The organism is Pseudomonas sp. MF09156, from assembly GCF_059862305.1.
Genome location: NZ_JCBCUR010000001.1, coordinates 827,789 through 846,246, shown reverse-complemented (window position 1 = coordinate 846,246; position 18,458 = coordinate 827,789). Strand labels below are relative to the sequence as shown.

General features: G+C 61.4%; 16 protein-coding genes and 1 riboswitch. Of the genes, 1 reads left to right on the top strand and 15 read right to left on the bottom strand.

Annotated features, from left to right (window positions below):
• Nucleotides 1-77: 77 nt before the first annotated feature.
• Both alaS and ltaE read right to left on the bottom strand, forming a co-directional pair.
• Nucleotides 78-2,696 carry an alanine--tRNA ligase gene (alaS, locus tag AC19YY_RS04020; RefSeq protein WP_170043788.1) on the bottom strand — a complete coding sequence of 873 codons (2,619 nt, stop codon included), beginning with the start codon at nt 2,694-2,696 and terminating at the stop codon, nt 78-80.
• 146 nt (nt 2,697-2,842) lie between these two features.
• Nucleotides 2,843-3,847 (bottom strand): low-specificity L-threonine aldolase, encoded by a 1,005-nt coding sequence (gene ltaE / locus AC19YY_RS04015; protein WP_500603880.1) that lies wholly within the window; start codon nt 3,845-3,847, stop codon nt 2,843-2,845.
• Nucleotides 3,848-4,027: 180 nt separating this feature from the next.
• Nucleotides 4,028-4,197: riboswitch (FMN riboswitch) on the top strand.
• A 113-nt stretch (nt 4,198-4,310) separates the two neighbouring features.
• On the opposite strand from ltaE, the gene AC19YY_RS04010 reads away from it, so the two are divergent.
• Nucleotides 4,311-4,820, top strand: a complete 510-nt coding sequence (locus AC19YY_RS04010; RefSeq protein ID WP_169955161.1) for a 6,7-dimethyl-8-ribityllumazine synthase — start codon at nt 4,311-4,313, stop codon at nt 4,818-4,820.
• 146 nt (nt 4,821-4,966) lie between these two features.
• On the opposite strand, the gene astE is transcribed toward AC19YY_RS04010, so the two are convergent.
• From astE to AC19YY_RS03945, 13 genes are all read right to left on the bottom strand, one after another.
• On the bottom strand, nt 4,967-5,971 hold the full coding sequence (gene astE / locus AC19YY_RS04005) for a succinylglutamate desuccinylase (protein ID WP_170043789.1): 1,005 nt from the start codon (nt 5,969-5,971) through the stop codon (nt 4,967-4,969).
• A 12-nt stretch (nt 5,972-5,983) separates the two neighbouring features.
• Entirely contained in the window at nt 5,984-6,274 is a 291-nt protein-coding gene (locus tag AC19YY_RS04000) for a hypothetical protein (protein WP_029294458.1), read from the bottom strand.
• Nucleotides 6,275-6,297: 23 nt separating this feature from the next.
• Nucleotides 6,298-7,644: an N-succinylarginine dihydrolase gene (astB, locus tag AC19YY_RS03995; RefSeq protein ID WP_172312950.1), complete on the bottom strand. Its 1,347-nt coding sequence runs from the start codon at nt 7,642-7,644 to the stop codon at nt 6,298-6,300.
• A gap of 204 nt (nt 7,645-7,848) precedes the next feature.
• On the bottom strand, nt 7,849-9,318 hold the full coding sequence (gene astD, locus AC19YY_RS03990; protein ID WP_172312972.1) for a succinylglutamate-semialdehyde dehydrogenase: 1,470 nt from the start codon (nt 9,316-9,318) through the stop codon (nt 7,849-7,851).
• Nucleotides 9,315-10,340 carry an arginine N-succinyltransferase gene (gene astA / locus AC19YY_RS03985; protein WP_169955158.1) on the bottom strand — a complete coding sequence of 342 codons (1,026 nt, stop codon included), beginning with the start codon at nt 10,338-10,340 and terminating at the stop codon, nt 9,315-9,317. Before astA ends, astD begins: the two co-directional genes overlap by 4 nt.
• 50 nt (nt 10,341-10,390) lie before the next feature.
• Nucleotides 10,391-11,410, bottom strand: coding sequence for an arginine/ornithine succinyltransferase subunit alpha (gene aruF / locus AC19YY_RS03980; protein WP_032861580.1), 1,020 nt, complete (start codon nt 11,408-11,410; stop codon nt 10,391-10,393).
• A 194-nt stretch (nt 11,411-11,604) separates the two neighbouring features.
• A complete protein-coding gene (locus tag AC19YY_RS03975; RefSeq protein ID WP_169955157.1) occupies nt 11,605-12,825 on the bottom strand; it encodes an aspartate aminotransferase family protein in 1,221 nt (406 codons plus the stop codon).
• 241 nt (nt 12,826-13,066) lie between these two features.
• Nucleotides 13,067-14,047 carry a transcriptional regulator ArgR gene (gene argR / locus AC19YY_RS03970; RefSeq protein ID WP_169955156.1) on the bottom strand — a complete coding sequence of 327 codons (981 nt, stop codon included), beginning with the start codon at nt 14,045-14,047 and terminating at the stop codon, nt 13,067-13,069.
• Nucleotides 14,048-14,274: 227 nt separating this feature from the next.
• Nucleotides 14,275-15,039, bottom strand: a complete 765-nt coding sequence (locus AC19YY_RS03965; RefSeq protein ID WP_029294441.1) for an ABC transporter ATP-binding protein — start codon at nt 15,037-15,039, stop codon at nt 14,275-14,277.
• 27 nt (nt 15,040-15,066) lie between these two features.
• Entirely contained in the window at nt 15,067-16,179 is a 1,113-nt protein-coding gene (locus AC19YY_RS03960) for a succinylglutamate desuccinylase/aspartoacylase family protein (RefSeq protein ID WP_500603879.1), read from the bottom strand.
• Between the two features lies 1 nt (nt 16,180).
• The gene (locus tag AC19YY_RS03955; protein WP_115128781.1) at nt 16,181-16,879 is read right to left on the bottom strand and encodes an ABC transporter permease; all 699 of its coding nucleotides are present in this window, start codon (nt 16,877-16,879) and stop codon (nt 16,181-16,183) included.
• A complete protein-coding gene (locus tag AC19YY_RS03950; RefSeq protein WP_029294434.1) occupies nt 16,876-17,565 on the bottom strand; it encodes an ABC transporter permease in 690 nt (229 codons plus the stop codon). The genes AC19YY_RS03955 and AC19YY_RS03950 overlap by 4 nt, the downstream gene beginning before the upstream one ends.
• A 91-nt stretch (nt 17,566-17,656) precedes the next feature.
• A complete protein-coding gene (locus tag AC19YY_RS03945; RefSeq protein ID WP_070994684.1) occupies nt 17,657-18,442 on the bottom strand; it encodes an ABC transporter substrate-binding protein in 786 nt (261 codons plus the stop codon).
• Nucleotides 18,443-18,458: the final 16 nt, after the last annotated feature.

The following is an 18,458-nucleotide window of genomic DNA, read 5'->3' as shown; positions in this document are numbered from 1 at the left end:
TAAAGGGGCGCCCAATAAACAAATCTTCCAGCAGCTAAGCGAGCCCATGACTAGACCATGGACTCATTAACAGCGCCTTAAATACCCGCCTCGACAAATGGCACGGTCAGGGCCAGGGCCGCGTCCAGGGCACCAGCGTCTACACCACCGCCTTGCGCCATGTCCGGACGACCACCGCCCTTCCCGCCCACTGCCGCAGCGGCTTGTTTCATCAAATCACCAGCCTTGAGTTGGCCAGTCAGGTCCTTGGTTACACCGGCAACCAGTACGACCTTTTCCTCATGGACACTGCCGAGCAGGATCACTGCGCGGCCGAGCTTGTTCTTCAACTGATCGACCAAGGCCAACAGCGCCTTGCCGTCCTGACCGTCCAGGCGCGCGGCCAGAACCTTCACGCCCTTGATGTCCAGTGCCGAGGCTGACAGGTCGTCACCCGCTGCGCTGGCCGCCTTGGCTTGCAACTGCTCCAGCTGTTTTTCCAGCTGGCGGTTGCGCTCCAGTACGGCAGAGAGCTTGTCGATCAGGTTGTCACGGCTGCCCTTGACCAGGGTCGCCGCTTCCTTGAGTTGTTCTTCGGCCGCATTGAGGTAGGCCAGGGCCGCAGCGCCGGTCACCGCCTCGATACGCCGTACACCGGAAGCCACGCCGCCTTCGCTGATGATTTTCAGCAGGCCGATGTCACCGGTGCGCTTGGCATGGATACCGCCGCACAGTTCCACGGAGAAGCTGCCGCCCATGCTCAGCACGCGTACGTTGTCGCCGTATTTCTCGCCGAACAGCGCCATGGCGCCTTTTTTCTTGGCGGTTTCAATATCGGTCTCTTCAGTTTCTACCGCAGTGTTCTTGCGAATCTCGGCGTTGACGATGTCTTCCAATGCCTTCAATTGCTCAGGCTTGATCGCTTCAAAATGGCTGAAGTCAAAGCGCAGGCGCTGACTGTCGACCAACGACCCCTTCTGCTGGACGTGCTCGCCCAATACCTGGCGCAGCGCCGCGTGCAGCAAGTGGGTAGCCGAGTGGTTCAAGGCGGTTGCATGCCGTACATCAGCATCAACCTGAGTCTCTACCGGAGCGCCGACCGTCAGGTTACCCAGCACCAACACACCGTGATGCAGGAAAGCACCGCCGGTCTTGGTGGTGTCGCGCACGTCGAAACGACCGGATGTCGAGCGCAAGAAACCACAGTCACCGACCTGGCCGCCAGATTCGGCGTAGAACGGCGTCTGATCGAGCACCACGACCGCCTCTTCGCCTTCGCTCAAGACATCGACCGACTGGCCATCTTTATAAATAGCCACGATCTTGGCCGAGCCGACGGTGGCCTGATAACCCGTGAACTCGGTCGCCACGTCAACCTTGACCAAGGTGTTGTAATCCAGACCAAAAGAGCTCGCGGAACGCGCGCGTACACGCTGGGCTTCCATCTCACGCTCGAAACCAACCTCATCGACCGTCAGTTCACGCTCGCGGGCGATGTCGGCCGTCAGGTCCATCGGGAAGCCATAGGTGTCATACAGCTTGAACACCACATCACCGGGCACCACGGTACCTTTGAGCTCAGCCAGGTCCTGTTCCAGGATCTTCAGGCCGTGCTCCAGGGTCTTGGAGAACTGCTCTTCTTCAGCCTTGAGCACGCGCTCGATATTGGCTTGCTGCTGCTTGAGTTCCGGAAAAGCTTCGCCCATCTCGGCCACCAGCGCGGCAACGATTTTGTAGAAGAAGCTACCCGTGGCGCCCAACTTGTTACCGTGGCGGCAGGCGCGACGGATGATGCGGCGCAGCACGTAGCCACGGCCTTCGTTGGAGGGCAGCACGCCGTCGGCAATCAGAAAACCACAGGAACGGATATGGTCCGATACCACTTTGAGCGAAGACTGGTTGTCGTTGGCGCAGCCAATGGCCGCGGCCGACGCGCTCAGCAGGTTCTTGAACAGGTCGATTTCGTAGTTGGAGTGAACGTGCTGCATCACCGCGCTGATCCGCTCCAGGCCCATACCGGTATCTACCGACGGCGCAGGCAGCGGATGCAACACGCCATCGGCGGTGCGGTTGAACTGCATGAACACGTTGTTCCAGATCTCGATGTAACGGTCACCGTCTTCTTCCGGCGAGCCCGGCGGGCCACCCCAGATGTCGGCGCCATGATCGTAGAAAATCTCGGTGCACGGGCCGCACGGGCCGGTATCGCCCATGGTCCAGAAGTTGTCGGAGGCGTAAGGCGCGCCCTTGTTGTCGCCGATGCGGATCATGCGCTCGACCGGCACACCAATCTGCTGGGTCCAGATGTCGTAGGCTTCGTCGTCGGTGGCGTAGACGGTGACCCAGAGTTTTTCCTTCGGCAGCTTCAGCACGCCAGTGAGGAAGGTCCAGGCGAAGTTGATCGCGTCTTGCTTGAAATAATCGCCAAAGCTGAAGTTGCCGAGCATTTCGAAAAAGGTGTGGTGACGGGCGGTGTAGCCGACGTTCTCCAGGTCGCTGTTCTTGCCGCCGGCGCGCACGCACTTCTGGCTGCTGGTGGCGCGGGTGTAGGCGCGTTTTTCCTGGCCCAGGAAGCAGTCCTTGAACTGGTTCATCCCCGCGTTAGTGAACAGCAGGGTTGGGTCATTGCCTGGGATCAAAGAGCTGGAGGAGACACGGGTGTGACCTTGCTCTTCGAAGAAGCGAAGGAAGGCTTCACGGATTTCTGCGCTTTTCATTAGGTTCTTCCACGGAGGCTGCGGCCAAAGGCCAGTGCTAAACGTCATCAGACGGAGCGACGGCAAAGGGCCGCATTATATCGGCCCTTTGCCCGTGGTACAGCGTGTTTATACGATAGAAACAGTCAATTAGACGGCCTGCACTGTCATTTCCGGGAAAACTCGACAAATGTCGCCAGCACTTGCTCCATCTGTGCCCGGCTGACGTCCAGGTGCGTGACCATGCGCAAGCGCGGGGCGGCACTCAACGTGATCCCACGCGCTTCGGCAAAGGCCTTCAGGGCCTGGGCCTGCTCGCCGATCTGCACGTAGACCATATTGGTCTGCACCGGCTCCACGCTGTAGCCGGCCTTGCGCAGCTCATCGCCGAGCCACTGGGCATTGGCGTGGTCTTCGGCCAGGCGCGCCACCTGATGGTCCAGGGCGTACAGCCCCGCCGCCGCCAAAGAACCCGCCTGGCGCATACCGCCACCGACCATCTTGCGCAAACGACGGGCCTTGGCGATCAACACACTGGAGCCGCACAGCACCGAGCCAACCGGCGCGCCAAGGCCCTTGGACAGGCACACCGAGACCGAATCGAAATGCCCGGCAATCTCCCGCGCATCCACCCCCAGCTTGACCGCCGCGTTGTACAGGCGCGCGCCGTCCAGGTGCAGGGCCAGGCCATGTTCGCGGGTAAATGCGCGTGCAGCGGCCAGGTAGTTCATGGGCAACACTTTGCCTTGCATGGTGTTTTCCAACGCCAACAGCCGGGTGCGGGCGAAGTGGAAGTCATCCGGCTTGATCGCTTCTGCGACCTGGGCCAGGTCCAGCGAACCGTCCGCCTGGACTTCCAGGGGCTGCGGCTGGATCGAACCCAGCACCGCCGCGCCGCCGCCCTCATATTTGTAGGTGTGGGCCTGTTGCCCGACGATGTATTCCTCGCCCCGCTCGCAGTGGGCCATCAGTGCCAACAGGTTGCTCATGGTGCCGGTCGGCACGAACAGCGCGGCGGCAAAGCCCAGGCGCTTGGCCAGTTCGGCTTCCAGCAGGTTGACGCTGGGGTCTTCACCGTAGACATCATCGCCGCTCGGTGCGCTGGCCATGGCATCGCGCATGCCCGGCGTGGGTTGGGTCACGGTGTCACTACGAAGATCAATAACGGACATCAAGCGGGCCTCTGCGAGTGGAGAATGACCTGTTGTAACCGATTACTGCGGGTATCGCCCACAGATATCAACCGCCTACAAGGCTGATCGGCAAACCTGTCGATAGTCGATATTAACAAGCACCCTATGCAGTTTTTCGAAATGTATGGTAAAAACTCTCCGCCGCCAGGGTTCTGGCGGCAACGTTCTCAGGGCGGGGTGCAATTCCCCACCGGCGGTAATTGCGCGCAATGCGCATAGCCCGCGAGCGCTTGGCGCCTCGAACTGCTCACGCAGGACGGCGGCAAGGTCAGCAGACCCGGTGTGATCCCGGGGCCGACGGTCATAGTCCGGATGAAGAGAGAACGGGATTGGCGCCTAAGGGCCGTGTGCTGATTTCATGCCTGCATGACACAGCTGCTCGTACCCTTAAATCCCATTCGATTCATAACGCCCTGTTTTTTTCATAAACAGGAGTCAGAACATGCAACCCACCGCAATCGACAGCAAGAGCAAAAACCACCACGGTGAGCGCGTCGCGTTTATCCAGGCTTGCTGGCACAAAGATATTGTTGATCAGAGCCGTAAAGGCTTCCTCGCCGAAATGCTCGTCCAGGGCTACCAAGAGTCGGACATCGATTTCTTTGAAGTCGGCGGCGCCTTTGAAATGCCCCTGCACGCCAAGCTTCTGGCCAAGTCCGGCCGCTACGCCGGCATCGTCGCCGCCGCCCTGGTGGTGGACGGTGGGATCTATCGCCACGAGTTCGTCGCACAATCGGTAGTCAGCGGCCTGATGCAGGTGCAGTTGGAAACCGAAGTGCCAGTGTTCTCGGTGTCCCTGACGCCGCATCACTTCCACGCGGGCAGCGAGCACCACAACTTCTTCTTTGAGCACTTTGTGCACAAGGGCAAGGAAGCTGCGCAGACCTGCGCCGATACCCTGCACAAGATCCGCGCGATTCGCCGCAATGAGCCGCGTGCCTTAGCAGTCTAAGCAACCCTACCCAAACCAGTGTAAAAACTGGGTCTGGGTGGGAGCTGGCTTGCCTGCGATAGCATCTCCTCGAGGTAACTGACAGACCGAGCTGATGCTATCGCAGGCAAGCCAGCTCCTACAGTTGACCGCGCTGAACCCAAGGCTCAGGCCAGGCCAACATCTGTGGTCGGCACAATCAGGATGCCCGCCCGCAAGCCATTCTTGACCTTCGGGTTGGGGAAGATGATGCGCGCGCCCTCCTCCTCGATCACCCAGCGGGTCTTGGCGATGTCCTCGGCCAGCAGGTAGCCCTTCTCCAGTTCCGAAAAGTTCTCCACATCCGCCGGCAAATGCAGGGTGAAGGCGTCACTGTGCTTGATGATTTCCCGGGCCACGCTGAACAACTTCAGGCCGTCCAGGCCCTCGGCGGCCGGCTCGTTGCCTTCAATGATCTGCTTGAGGCGGGTTTCCAGGCGCGATACATCCACCCCCTGGTTCTGCCCGAATGGACGGGCCTTGCCCAGTTCCAGGGTGAACGACTCGGCGCCCAGTTGCTCGTAGGTAAACGCGGTGAAAGTGATGGAGGTCTTGTTCTGCAACAGCACCGCTTCCATGCCGGCCGCGCGCAAGCGGGCCAGTTCGGTGCGGGAGTGTTGGCGCCCTTCCTTGAAGGGGTACAGGGCAAACTGCTCGATCTTCGAACCGCGAATCGCCGTGTGCAGGTCGTAGTGCAGGCGCGAACGGCCGGGCACGCTGAAGAAGGTGCGGGCCAACTGCTCAAGCTCGGCGGCGCGCATGGCTTCGGGGCCGATGCTTTGTTCGTGGCGGCCGTTGAACAGCCGGTTGACGTCCTGCTCGAGGTAACGCTCGCCGCGACGCATGGCCTCGGGGTTGCCGAACAGGAACAGAATACGGGTACGGGGCTTGATCTCCCCGCGGGCGATGCCATGCAACAGGCGGTCGGCCAATTCGATCGGCGCGGTTTCGTTGCCATGGATGCCGGATGACAGCAGCACATCGGCGCCGTTGTCCCGTGCCTCAGGAGGCCGCACCTCGAGTGCGCCCTCACTGAGCCAGCGCATTTGCACGCCGTCGACAGTCAGTTGAATTTTTTGCGCCGGTTCACGACCGGCGAGGGTCAGTTCAAGCAGTTTGCCGAGGGCGAGCATAGAGCAGCTTCCTTAGTGGTTGCAGCCTGGGCCGTGGACGTGATCGTCGTCATCACCTTCAACGTCGGCCGGTTCCATTTCCAGTTGCAGGCTCATCAGGTTGGTGGCCAGCGGGCGCATCAGCAGGTTGGCGTACTCGGCGTCGCCTTCTTCCACGTCCACGCCGATCAGCAGTTGGCCACGGCCATCGTGCTGGATCCAGATTTCCTTGCCCTGCCACACCACGGCCAGGCGGGTGCAGGAGGTTTCCAGCTGGGTGCCGTCGGTGTCTTCAAGGATCAGCTTCAGGGTATCGGTGGTCATAAATAAGTCTCAGCCGTGTGGCTTTAATTGATCTGGAAAGGATAAACCGAGCCCAGTTTAAGGATTTGCGTCAGTTCATCCAATGCCGTGCGACATTCGAGCAGCAACTGCGGGTCAGCCAGATCGGTTTCACGCAGGCTGTCGCGGTAGTGCTTGCCGACCCATTGGGTCAACGTTTCGTACAGCGGTGCAGTCATGATAACCCCTGGATTGACCGCCGCCAGTTCAGCCTCCTTCAACGCCACGCGCAAACGCAGGCAGGCCGGGCCGCCGCCATTCTGCATGCTTTGCTTGAGGTCGAAGACTTTCACTTCGCCGACCGGCCCACCGGCACTGGTCAGGCTTTGCAGGTAGTGCCAGACACGCTCGTTGTTGCGGCACTCCTCGGGCACGATCAGCAGCATCGAACCGTCGGCGCGGCTCAGCAACTGGCTGTTGAACAGGTAGGAGCGCACGGCGTCTTCGACGCTGACCAGGGCGCGGGGTACGCAGATTGCCTGGAAATTGCCGCCGAGCTTGCCCAGCTTGGCCTGCAGTTCAGCGAGCATCTGCTCGGTATTGAGGAACGCATCCTCGTGATAGAACAACACTTCGCCGTTACCCACTGCGATCACGTCGTTGTGGAACACCCCGGCATCGATCACGGCCGGGTTCTGCTGGCCGTAGACCACACCGTCATCCTGCAGGCCATGCAAACGCGCAACCGCCTGGGACGCTTCGAGGGTCTGGCGCGCCGGGTACTTTTGCGGCGCCGGGTAGCGGGTGTCGAACGCACTGCGGCCGAACACGAAAAACTCCACGCCCGCCTCGCCATATTCGCGGCAGAAGCGGGTGTGGTTGGCGGCGCCTTCGTCACCGAACTGCGCCACGGCCGGCAACGCGGCGTGGTGGGCGAAGTGCTGCTGATCGGCAAACATCGCCCCCAGCACGCGGCTGGTGGTCGGGTGTTCGATGCTGCGGTGGTATTTGCAGTTGAGGTTGGCGGCGGTGAAATGCACGCGGCCGTCAAACGTGTCGGCGCTCGGGCTGACTGTGGCGGCGTTGGCCACCCACATGCTCGAGGCCGAACAACTGGCCACCAGCAACGGCATGGCGTGCTTGGCCGCCTGCTGGATCACCTGGGCGTCTGTGCCGGCAAAGCCAAGGCTGCGCAGCGCGGCGACATCCGGACGTTCCTGGGGAGCAAGCACACCTTGCACAAAGCCCATGTCCATCAGGGCTTTCATTTTCGCCAGGCCCTGCAACGCCGCTTCCCTGGGGTTGGAAGATTGCTGGCTGTTGCTCTGGGACGCGACGTTGCCGTAGGACAAACCGCCGTAGTTATGGGTCGGCCCCACGAGACCGTCAAAATTGACTTCACAGGATTTCATCGGCGAGGCTCCACGAACATCTGTTTTTATAGGCATCAAAGGTCTTCAACACACCACAAACCTGTCTTTGCAAACCCGATCAACTGCAGGTGCTGGCTTGTGTAGGAGCTGGCTTGCCTGCGATGGCATCCCCTCGGTCTGGCTGAAAGACCGAGGTGCCCGCATCGCAGGCAAGCCAGCTCCCACACAAGCCCGCTCCCACATTTAGTTCAGCGTTACACCCGGCGTCAGCGCGGCTGGCAAGACCAGGCTCGGTGTCTCCAGGGATGCCACCGGGTACGCGCAGTAATCTGCCGCGTAATAGGCACTGGCGCGATGATTGCCCGACGCCCCTACCCCACCAAATGGCGCGGTGCTCGCCGCGCCGGTCAGCTGTTTGTTCCAGTTGACGATACCCGCACGGCTTTGCAGCCAGAACTGCTGGTAGCGCGCCTCGGAGTCCGACAGCAACCCTGCGGCCAAACCGTATTGAGTGTTGTTGGCTTCACTGATCGCCGCTTCGAAATCCGTGTAGCGAACCACTTGCAGCAACGGGCCGAACAGCTCTTCGTCCTCGCGCTCGGTCACGGCGGTCACGTCGATGATGCCAGGTGTCAGCAAGGCTGCCTGCGCCTGGGGCTGGGTCATTTCCAGCAGCGCCACGGCGCCGTTGGCCAGCATCAGTTCCTGGGCTTCCATCAAGGCCTTGGCCGCGCCCAGGGAAATCACCGAGCCCATGAATGGCGGAGGTTGCTGGTCAAAGGCCCCCACGGCAATGGTCGCACTGACGGCAACCAGGCGCGCCAGCAGTGCGTCGCCCCAGGCGCCTTCCGGCACCAGCAGGCGCCGGGCACAGGTGCAGCGCTGGCCGGCAGAAATAAAGGCCGACTGGATGATGGTGTAGACCGCTGCATCCACATCGGCCACCTGGTCCACCACCAGCGGGTTGTTGCCGCCCATTTCCAGCGCGAGGATCTTGTCCGGGCGCCCGGCGAACTGCTGGTGCAGGTGATTGCCGGTGCGGCTGGAACCGGTGAAGAACAGGCCGTCGATACCTGGATTGGCGGCCAGGGCGATCCCGGTCTCCCGCGCGCCTTGCAGCAGGTTCAACACGCCCGCCGGCAGGCCGGCTTCGATCCAGCACTGTACCGTCAGCTCGGCCACTTTAGGGGTCAGCTCGCTCGGCTTGAACAACACGGTATTGCCCGCGAGCAAGGCCGGGACGATATGCCCGTTGGGCAAGTGGCCGGGGAAGTTGTAAGGACCGAACACTGCGACCACGCCGTGAGGCTTGTGGCGCAACACCGCCGTGGCGTCGCCCAGGGGGCCGCTCTTCTCGCCGGTACGTTCGCGGTAGCTCTGCACCGAGATCGCGATTTTATTGGCCATGCTGGTAACTTCGGTGGCCGACTCCCACAGCGGCTTGCCGGTTTCTTCGCCAATGCAGCGGGCGATTTCATCGGCGCGGCTCTTCAAGGTGGCGGCAAAGGTTTCCAGCACGCTGATGCGCTCTTCCAGGGGGCGCTTGGCCCAGGCCGGGAATGCCTGGCGCGCAGCCTGCACGGCGGACTCGACCTGCTCGACACTGGCGCCATTGCCGGCCCAGATCACCTGCTGGGTCACCGGGTTCAGCGACTCAAAGCGTTCACCCTGGCCAGCCAGCCAGCTCCCTGCGATATACAACGAATTCATTATTTCGACTCCCGGGCAGCAGACAACGGTACGGCACGCACTTGATCACCGGCCACCAGTTGCAGGCGCTTGGCGGTCAGCGGATCGACCACCAGAGTGCCCGCAGCCAGGCGCGCCGGTGCGGCGGTGATGCGGCACTCTTCACGTTTACGGTTATGCATCAGGAACGGCGTGGCGTCGTCCCCCGGCGTGCCGATGGCCAGCACCAGCGCCTGGCTGTCACGCACCGCGCGGATCTTGCTGGTCTCACACTCCACTGCAGGGCCCGCGTCGAAGATATCGACGTAGCCCTGGTAGCTGAAGCCTTCGCTCTTGAGCATGCTCAAGGCCGGCTCGGTGTCGGGATGGACCTTGCCGATCACGTTGCGCGCGTCCTCGGACAAAAAGCAGGTGTACAGCGGGAACTTGGGCATCAGTTCGGCAATAAACGCCTTGTTGCCCACGCCGGTGAGGTAGTCGGCCTGGCTGAACTCCATCTTGAAGAAGTGCCGGCCCAGGCTTTCCCAAAACGGCGAACGCCCGGCGTCGTTGGACACCCCGCGCATCTCGGCAATGATCTTGTTGCCAAACAGCTGCGGGAATTCAGCAATGAACAGCATCCGTGCCTTGGCCAGCATGCGGCCGTTGAGGCCGTTGCGGTAATCGGCATGCAGGAACAACGAGCACAGCTCGGAGTTGCCCGTCAGGTCGTTGGCCAGGAACAGCGTAGGAATCTCGCGATAGATGTTCAGTTCCTGGGAGGCGCTGACCGTCAGGCCGACCCGGAAGTTGTACCACGGCTCACGCAGGCCGACGGCGCCAGCGATGGCGGAAATCCCCACCACCCGGCCTTCGTCGTTTTCCAGCACGAACAGGTAGTCGGCATCACCACGCCCGGCTTCGCCGCGAAAGGTCTTTTCAGCCCAGCCAACCCGGTGGGTCAGGCGCTCTTCATTGGCCGGCAAAGTGGTAAGGCCGGTGCCGGTGCTGCGCGCCAGATCAATCAGGGCCGGTAAATCGCTGCTGCGTACGGGACGAACGATCATGCTATCTCCTCAGACGGGCCGCTTTGCAGCCACCCGCGAAACTCTGCTTTTTAAACCGCTACCAGGCGCACGCTGGCGCCTTCGCCGACGCCCAGGGCTTCGGCCGCTTCCAGGTCCAGGGTCACCGGCTTGCCCGGCGCGTAGTCCAGTTCCAGCATCACTGCGCGGTAATCCTGCAACTGCGCGTTGCTCACCAGGTACTGGCGGCCGACGCCCTTGACCATCTCGCCGATCTTCACCGGCACCACGCGGCTCTGGGCGATCGAACGGATGCCCGAGACCCGCGCATGCAGGGTCGGGCCACCGTCGAAGATGTCGATGTAATGATCGGTTTCAAAACCTTCGCGCATCAGGATGTCGAAGGTGATCTGCGCACGCGGGTGCACCTGGCCCATGGCTTCCTGGGCTTCGTCGGGCAACAGCGGCACGTAGATCGGGTAGTGGGGCATCAGCTCGGCGAGGAAGGTGCGGCTCTTCAACCCGCACAGGCGCTCGGCGGCGGCGTAGTTGAGGTCGAAGAAGTTGCGGCCGATGGCATCCCAGAACGGCGAATCACCGTTCTCGTCGCTGTAGCCGACAATCTCGGTCACCACCGAGTCGGCAAAGCGCTCGGGGTGGCTTGCGACAAACAGCAGGCGGCCACGGGAGTTGAGCTCCGACCAGGCCGAACCCACCAGTTCCGGCACCACGTAGAAGCTGGTCAGCAAGCTGTTGCCGGTCAGGTCGTGGCACTGGGACAGGACGTGAATCTTGTTGTGGATCTTCAGTTCGCGGGACGCGTGGACGAAGGTCTCGTTGCGAAAGCTGTAGAACGGCTCGGAATAACCGGCCGAGGCAACGATGGCCGAACAGCCCACCAGCTTGCCGGCGACGGTGTCTTCGAGGACAAAGAAATAGCTTTCTTCACCGTTGAAACTCACTTCGGCGGCGAAGGACGCTTCGCTGGCGGCGATTTTGTCGCTCAGGCGTTCAACGTCATCCGGCAGGGAGGTGACACCAATCGGGCTGTCCGCAGCCAGACGCTGTACCTCGCCCAGATCAGCCATTTGCGCGGGGCGCATCACCAGCATGGTGTCACTCCTTAACTCGAAAACTTCATAAAAAAATGCCGGACACTGAACCTGGAATCACCCAGGTTCCAATGTGGGAGCGGGCTTGCCCACGATTGCGGTGGGCCAGTCACAACAACGTCGACTGACAGATCGCTATCGCGGGCAAGCCCGCTCGCACATTTGATCCGGTTCGTTAGATAAATGTGTATCTATCAAGCTTGCGTCAGCGTTTTTACAGCACGTTCAAAGCGGTCCAGACCTTCATTGATGTCCGCCTCTTCCACCACCAGGCTTGGCGCAAAACGCACCACGTCCGGGCCGGCCTGCAGGATCATCAGGTTTTCTTTCTCGGCCGCGTTGAACACGTCCTTGGCCTTGCCCTTGAACGCGTCGCTCAATACGCAACCGAGCAGCAGGCCCATGCCACGTACTTGGGTGAAGATCCCGTATTGCTGGCCGATCTGCTCCAGGCGGGCCTTGAACAGCTCGTGCTTGGCATTGACGCCGGCCAGCACCTGGGGGGTGTTGATCACGTCGATCACCGCTTCGGCCACCGCGCATGCCAGCGGGTTGCCGCCGTAGGTGGTGCCGTGGGTGCCGACCACCAGGTGCTTGGCCAGGTCTTCGCGCGTCAGCATCGCGGCAATCGGGAAGCCGCCGCCCAGGCTCTTGGCGCTGGTGAGGATGTCGGGCACCACGCCGTAGTGCTGGTAGGCAAACAGATGGCCACTGCGGCCCATGCCAGTCTGCACTTCGTCGAACACCAGCAGCGCGTTGTTGGCGTCACACAGGTCGCGGGCACCTTGCAGGTACGCAAGCTCAGCCGGCAACACGCCGCCTTCGCCCTGGATCGGTTCCAGCACCACGGCGCAGGTCTTGTCCGACACCGCGGCTTTCAGCGCGTCCAGGTCGTTATAAGGAACGTGGGTGATGCCGGTGATTTTAGGACCGAAACCATCGGAGTACTTCGACTGGCCACCGACGTTGACCGTAAACAGAGTGCGGCCGTGGAAGCTGTTCAGGGCGGCGATGATCTCGTATTTCTCGCTGCCGAAACGGTCGAACGCCACGCGACGGGCCAGCTTGAAGGCGGCCTCGTTGGCTTCGGCGCCCGAGTTGCAGAAGAACACACGCTCGGCAAAGGTGGCGTCGATCAGCTTATGGGCCAGGCGCAGGGCCGGCTCGTTGGTGAAGACGTTGGAGACGTGCCACAGCTTGTTGGCCTGGGCGGTCAATGCGCCGACCAGCGCCGGGTGGGCATGGCCCAGCACGTTCACTGCGATGCCGCCGGCAAAATCGATCAGCTCGCGACCCGACTGGTCCCACACGCGGGAACCTTCGCCACGCACAGGGATAAAGGCGGCAGGGGCATAGTTGGGCACCATGACCTGGTCGAAATCGGCACGTTGCACCGGGGCTTGCTCAACGGACATCGGAGTCTCCTGAAGAGGAACGCCTGCCTGGAACTGGCGGGCGATGCAGGGATTGTAAGGACAGTTTTCAGCGCGGCCTTGCCGCCAAGCGACAACTTCTTATAGCGCCAACCCCCGTTTTACGCGGGTTTACGCCAATGCGACAAATAGCTTCGCAATGGCGCAGTTTAAACAGAAGACAGGCGGTTGCGGCAGTGCCGTGGGAATTTTGCTCAGCTGCATCCGCAGGGCAAGGCCCTGCTCAGCCGCGCTCGGATGGCACCGACGACAACTCGAACGGGCTGCTGCTGCGCCGCTGGTTGCGATCTTCACGGGGGGTGGCGCCGAAGAAGTTGCGGTAGGCGCTGGAAAAGTGCGGCCCCGAGGAGAAGCCGCAGGACAGGCCGATCTGGATGATCGATTTGCTGGTTTGCATCAGCATCTGGCGCGCCTTGTTCAGGCGCAGCTCCAGGTAGTACTGGCTGGGAACGCGGTTGAGGTACTGCTTGAAGATGCGCTCCAGTTGTCGTCGCGACACGCACACATGCTGGGCGATTTCGTCGGTGGTCAGCGGCTCTTCGATATTGGCTTCCATCAGCAACACTGCCTGGGTCAGCTTCGGATGGCTGGACCCCAGGCGGTTCTGCAATGGAATGCGCTGGCGTTCGCCACCTTCGCGGATGCGCTCTACCACCAATTCTTCGGAGACCGCACCGGCCAGTTCGGCACCGTGATCACGGGCCAACACCGCCAGCAGCAGGTCGAGCACCGACATGCCACCGCAGGCGGTCAGGCGATCACGGTCCCAGTCGAACAAATGGCTGGTGGCGATGACCTTGGGGAAACGCTCGGCAAAGTCATCCTGCCAGCGCCAGTGCACGGCGGCGCGATAGCCGTCGAGCAAACCCAGTTGCGCCAACGGATACACGCCCGCCGACAAGCCGCCGATCACGCAGCCGGCACGCACCAGTTGCTTGAGTGCGGTGCCCAACTGGGACGCGATCACGGTGGGCGGCTCGTCGGCCAGCAGGAACAGCTTCTGGAAGCCTTCCAGCTTACCGGCCCAGGGTTCGCCGGGCAGCTTCCAGTCACCCTCGACCGGCGGCTCGGCCTGCAGGAATGACACCTCGTAGACCACGTCTGGATGCACCCGCTGGGCCACACGCAAGGCCTCCTCAGCCAGCGCAAGCGTCAGGGCTTTAGTGCTGGGCCAAATCAGGAAACCAATGCGATGGGCTGTCATGGAGGGCTATCCGAAACGAAAACGGTAATGAAGACAAGGGCCAATGCTAGCCCGTAAACCAACACAAATCTCAAAACAAACAGAGATCTAATGTGGGAGCTGGCTTGCCGGCGATAGCGGTGGGACTGGCTTACCGCTATCGCCGGCAAGCCAGCTCCTACAAGGAATCGAGGCCAACCTCAAGGCTGCGAAGCATGCACTATTTCAGTGCATAAACGCAGCCTTGTTTACTTCAAGCTACCGGACAAGAACTGCTGCAACCGCTCGGACTGCGGGTTGACCAGCACTTCACGCGGGTTGCCGCGCTCTTCGACAATGCCTTTGTGCAGGAACACCAACTGGTTGGACACTTCACGGGCAAAGCCCATTTCGTGGGTCACTACCACCATCGTCCGGCCTTCCAGGGCCAGGTCCTGCATGACCTTCAACACTTCGCCGACCAGCTCCGGGTCCAGCGCCGAGGTCGGCTCGTCAAACAGCATCACCTCAGGCTCCATCGCCAGCGCCCGGGCAATCGCCACGCGCTGCTGCTCGCCACCGGACATATGGCCGGGGAAGGCATCCTTGCGATGAGCCACGCCGACTTTGGCCAGGTAGTGCTCGGCCTTTTCACGGGCGTCTTTTTTCGACATGCCCAGCACATGCACCGGGGCTTCCATGACGTTTTCCAGCGCGGTCATGTGCGACCACAGGTTGAAATGCTGGAACACCATCGACAGACGCGAACGCATACGCTGCAACTGCTTGGGGTCGGCGGCTTTCATCGCGCCGTCTTTGTTGGCCACCAGCTTCAGCTCTTCGTTATTGAGCAGGATCTTGCCGGCGTGAGGCTGCTCCAGCAGGTTGATGCAGCGCAAAAAGGTGCTTTTGCCCGAGCCACTGGAACCGATGATGCTGATCACATCACCGGCCGCGGCGGCCAGGGACACGCCTTTGAGCACTTCATGACTGCCATAGCGTTTATGCAGGTCTTGGACTTCAAGTTTGTACATGCGGTCGGTTCTCACAAAAACAGTTGGTCAGTCGTTGAGCAAGCGCCCGTGACGCAGCGCTTCGCGCCCCGCCACCTTGGCCAGCCAGAAACCCGCTTGGGCATAACGCAGCCGTTCAACGGCAAACAACACCCCTGACGTGCCCGCGCAAACAATGCTGACGCGGTCGGCCAAAGGATCAATCACTTCAAAAATCGGCTCGCCGGTTTCCACCCAGTCACCGGCTTTACGCAAGTAACTGATCACCCCGGCGTGGGGCGCGAACAGCAATTCAGTGCCTTCGAAGGGCACGCCTTCGCACGGCTCGTGTTGCGGCGCCGGCCACTCTCCCTTGATCAGGCCCTGTTCGGCGAGGAACGCGAGGATACCTTCGGCGTGGAAGATCGCCTCATCCCGACCGGTATCGGCCTGACCGCCCAGCTCCAGGGTCGTCGCCAGGCATGCCAGGGGGATCTGCGCCTCGGGGAACGCCCGTGACAAACGCAGCCACGGCAACGAGCAGGCCTCATCGAACGAGCTGCCGCCGGAATCTTCCGCCAACAGGCCGACCGTCACATTCAAATGCGCCGACAACGAACGCCACTGCGGCCAGTGCTGGGGCAGCGCGTACATGTGCAGCGCGGCTTCAGCGTCGCAGTGCAGGTCGAGGACCACATCGGCAGTACAGGCATGGCTCAGCAAAACCCGCTGCATACCTTGCAACTGGCTGCTCGGCTCGGGCAGTGCATTGAGCGCATCGCTCATTGCCTGGCGGATCATGCGCACATTGGCGTGGGGATCATCCCCCAGCCTGCCGCCCAGCAAGGCAGCAACCGGCTCGCTCAACTCGACGAAATCACGGTTGAAGTTCTTCCCGGTGCCGACCTCGAAACGCCCCTGGTGGCTGCCTTGCAGCAGTTGACCCAGGCCCATCGGGTTGGCCACCGGCACCAGCTCGATCACACCGTTGAGGGCGCCCTGCGCTTCGAGTTCGGCCAGGCGCTTTTTCAGCTCCCAGGCCGCGCGCATCCCCGGCAACTCATCGGCGTGCAGGCTGGCCTGGATATACGCCTTGCGCTCGCCATGGCCGAAACGGAACACCGTCAACTGGCGCTCGCAACCCAGGTGCCCCCAGGGCAGTACGTGCTCGATGCGTTCCATATCAGTGCTTCCGGGGAGCCAGGTAGCTCAACCAGCGGCGCTCGGCCAGCTTGAACAGGCGCACCAGGATGAACGTCAGGCACAGATAGAACAGGCCAGCGGTGATGTAGGCTTCGAACGGCAGGTAGTACTGGGCGTTCACCGTGCGCGCGGCACCGGTGATGTCGATCAGGGTGACGATGGAGGCCAGGCTGGTGGTCTGCAACATCATGATCACTTCGTTGCTGTACTGCGGCAGCGCCCGGCGCAGGGCCGAGGGCAGCAGGATGCGGCGGTAGAGCTTGTAGCGCGACATGCCCATGGCCTTGGCCGCTTCGATCTCGCCATGGGGCGTGGCCTTGAGGCTACCGGCGATGATCTCGGCGGTGTAGGCGCTGGTATTGATGGCAAAGGCCAGGCACGCACAGAAGGTCGCGCTGGACAGCCACGGCCAGAGGAAACTCTCGCGCACCGCTTCGAACTGGGCCAGGCCGTAGTAGATCAAAAACAGCTGCACCAGCATCGGCGTACCGCGGATCACATAGGTGTAGAGCCAGGCCGAGCCATTGACCAGCGGTTGTTTGGACACTCGCATCAGGCCCAGGGGCACGGCGGCAAGCAGGCCGAAGAACAGCGAAATCAACAGCAATTTCAGGGTGGTCAGCAAGCCGCCAAGGTACAGCGGCATGGCCTCCCAGATGACGTTGTAGTCGAAGATCATAGATCAGCCGCCTTTACGCCTACCGAGTAGCGCTTCTCAAGATAACGCAGGGCCAGCAACGAGACGCTGGTGATCACCAGGTACATCGCCGCCACCGCGAGGAAGAAGGTAAAAGGTTCGCGGGTGGCATCTGCCGCCTGCTTGGCCTTGAACATCATGTCTTGCAGGCCCACCACCGAAATCAGCGCGGTGGCCTTGGTCAGTACCAGCCAGTTGTTGGTAAAGCCGGGGATTGCCAGCCGGATCATCTGCGGCACCATCACCCGGAAAAACACCTGGAACGGGCTCATGCCATAGGCCATGCCCGCTTCGGCCTGGCCCTTGGGGATGGCCATGAACGCACCGCGGAAAGTTTCCGACAGGTAGGCGCCAAAGATGAAACCCAGGGTACCGATACCGGCGGCCAAGGGGTTCAAGTCAATATAGTCGTCGTAGCCCAGTAGCGGCGCGACGCGGTTGAGCAGGTCCTGGCCGCCGTAGAAAATCAGCAGGATCAGCACCAGGTCGGGGATCCCGCGGATCACCGTGGAGTACAGGTCACCCAGCCAAGCCAGCCAGCGTACCGGCGACAGGCGCAATGCGACCCCAATCAGACCCAGAACAATGGCCAAGGCCATGGACGACAAGGCGAGCTGAAGCGTCAACCATGCGCCATCGAGGATAACGGCCCCGTAGCCTTTCAACATGATTCAGGTCCTCGAAAAGGCGGATGAAAAAATGGCGCAAACTTCAGAGACCCTGGTGCTTGCGCCATTCTGGACAGACAACTGCGAAGGTTTACTTGGCGTCAGCGCCGTAAATATCGAAGTTGAAATACTTTTTCTCGATTTCTTTGTACTTGCCATTGGCGCGGATCGCGGCGATGGCTGCGTTGATGCGGTCCAGGTTGGCCTTGTCGCCTTTACGTACCGCGATACCAATGCCATCGCCGAAGTATTTGGCGTCGGTGAACGCAGGGCCTACGAACGCGTAGCCTTTGCCTGAGTCGGTCTTCAGGAAACCGTCTTCAAGCAGGGTCGCATCAGCCACGGTGCCATCAAGGCGACCGGCCGCCACGTCCAGGTAGATCTCGTTCTGGGTGCTGTAGGGAACGATGGTCGCACCTTTAGGCGCCAGGACTTCCTTGGCGAAACGGTCATGGATCGAACCGCGCTGTACGCCGATCTTCTTGTCCTTGAGCTCAACCAGGCTGTCGCTGACGGTAACGCTGTCCTTCATCACCAGGCGTGCCGGGGTCAGGTAGTAGCGGTTGGTGAAATCCACGGACTTCTTGCGGTCGTCTGTGATGGACATGGACGACAGGATTGCGTCGATCTTGCGCACTTTGAGCGCCGGGATCAGGCCATCGAATTCTTGCTCGACCCAGGTGCACTTGACCTTCATCTCTTCGCACAGGGCGTTGCCGATGTCGTAGTCAAAACCGACGATGCTGCCGTCCGGCGCCTTCGAGGCAAACGGAGGGTAGGCTGCTTCGATACCAATTTTCAGCGGTTTCTCTTCAGCGAAGGCCTGCATGGACAGCACGGACAGCGCCAGGGCGCCCAACAGCACGAGTTTCTTCATCTTGGGACTCCATCGG